This is a genomic window from Rothia sp. (in: high G+C Gram-positive bacteria), assembly GCF_030540545.1.
GTDB lineage: Bacteria > Actinomycetota > Actinomycetes > Actinomycetales > Micrococcaceae > Rothia.
On sequence record NZ_JAUNVZ010000024.1, the window covers coordinates 257 to 1,565 of the forward strand.

1 protein-coding gene is annotated in these 1,309 nt (G+C 56.0%); it reads left to right on the forward strand.

Features of this window, described 5'->3' with window-relative positions; all coding sequences use genetic code 11:
- Positions 1-405: 405 nt before the first annotated feature.
- A partial coding sequence (locus Q4P78_RS08625) for an HNH endonuclease family protein (RefSeq protein WP_303339969.1) occupies positions 406-1,309 on the forward strand: 904 nt, incomplete at its 3' end.

Below are 1,309 nucleotides of genomic sequence, written 5' to 3' on the forward strand. Positions count from 1 at the left end.
TTCTCGCCGATGAAGAAAGCTACCATCAGAACTTTAGCCCGCTAAAAACATCCCGTTTCGTCATTTGTACACCGCCGCTTTATACGCACTCCCCACTACGGTACTCATGCGTGTTCAGATACACTCAAAATAGCTTCCGCATGTGACCGAATTCGCCGGTGGGGCCGGGGTCGGTTTTATATAATATATGTGGATGTTTTAGCACCGATACGTTGTTGTATCACCCGATAACTCACGCAGGTGCGAACGGCATCCAGCTCACTCTCACTCAATAGCTCACTCACTCAAGGAAAACTTATGCCTGCGCGCTTTCGCCGCACACAAAAACCGGCCACTATAGCCATATCTTCATTCGCTGTAGTATGTGCACTGATACTAAGCGGGTGTTCCACCGAAACTGTCACAGTGGAGGGACCCACAGCATCAAGCGCTTCACCCACTGCAGCAAGTACCCACAACCAGTTATCTTCACCCAGCAGCACCCCCTATGTCAGCCCAGCCGCTGCCTTTGAAACCCAGGAAGAGGACGCCGAAGAGCAGACGCACGATACCGGAATTTCTCCCGAGCAGGAAGCCAACCCCGTAACCGCACTGCCAGCTGCGAATGTATCGGATGCAGCCAGCGCCTTAACAACCCTGCAGTCCCTACCGGTCAAGGGCCGCGCACCCAAAACCGGGTATTCGCGGGATCAGTTCGGGCATGCCTGGACAGACACCGACCGTAACGGGTGCGATACCCGCAACGATATTCTGCGCCGCGATCTGTACGAGGTGACGGTTAAACCAGGAACACGCGCCTGCACAGTGCTCAGCGGCACCCTGGAGGATCCATATACGGGGGTGAGCATCCACTTTAGACGCGGAAAAGACACCTCCCGCGCGGTGCAGATCGATCACGTAGTAGCCCTGTCTGACGCGTGGCAGACTGGCGCGCAAGAGCTGTCGAAGCAGCAGCGCATTGAGCTCGCCAATGACCCCGATAATCTGCTCGCTGTAGATGGGGCGGCTAACCAACAGAAGAGCGATGCGGACGCGGCTACCTGGCTGCCAGCTAATAAGGCGTACCGGTGCATCTATGTGGAGAAGCAGGTGCGCATTAAGGCGAAGTATGGGCTGTGGGTTAAGGCAGCCGAAAAGGAAGCAATGGTACGGGTGCTCAATGACTGTGTGAGCTCGGAAAACTCAGGCACCATTGAGCACACTCCCGTGGCCTCCCCTATTACTGAGCCCACGCGGGGTACGCCGCAGGCTCGGGTGCAAGCGCCTACACAGGAACCCGATTCTGCAGGAACGTATTACAAGACCTGTG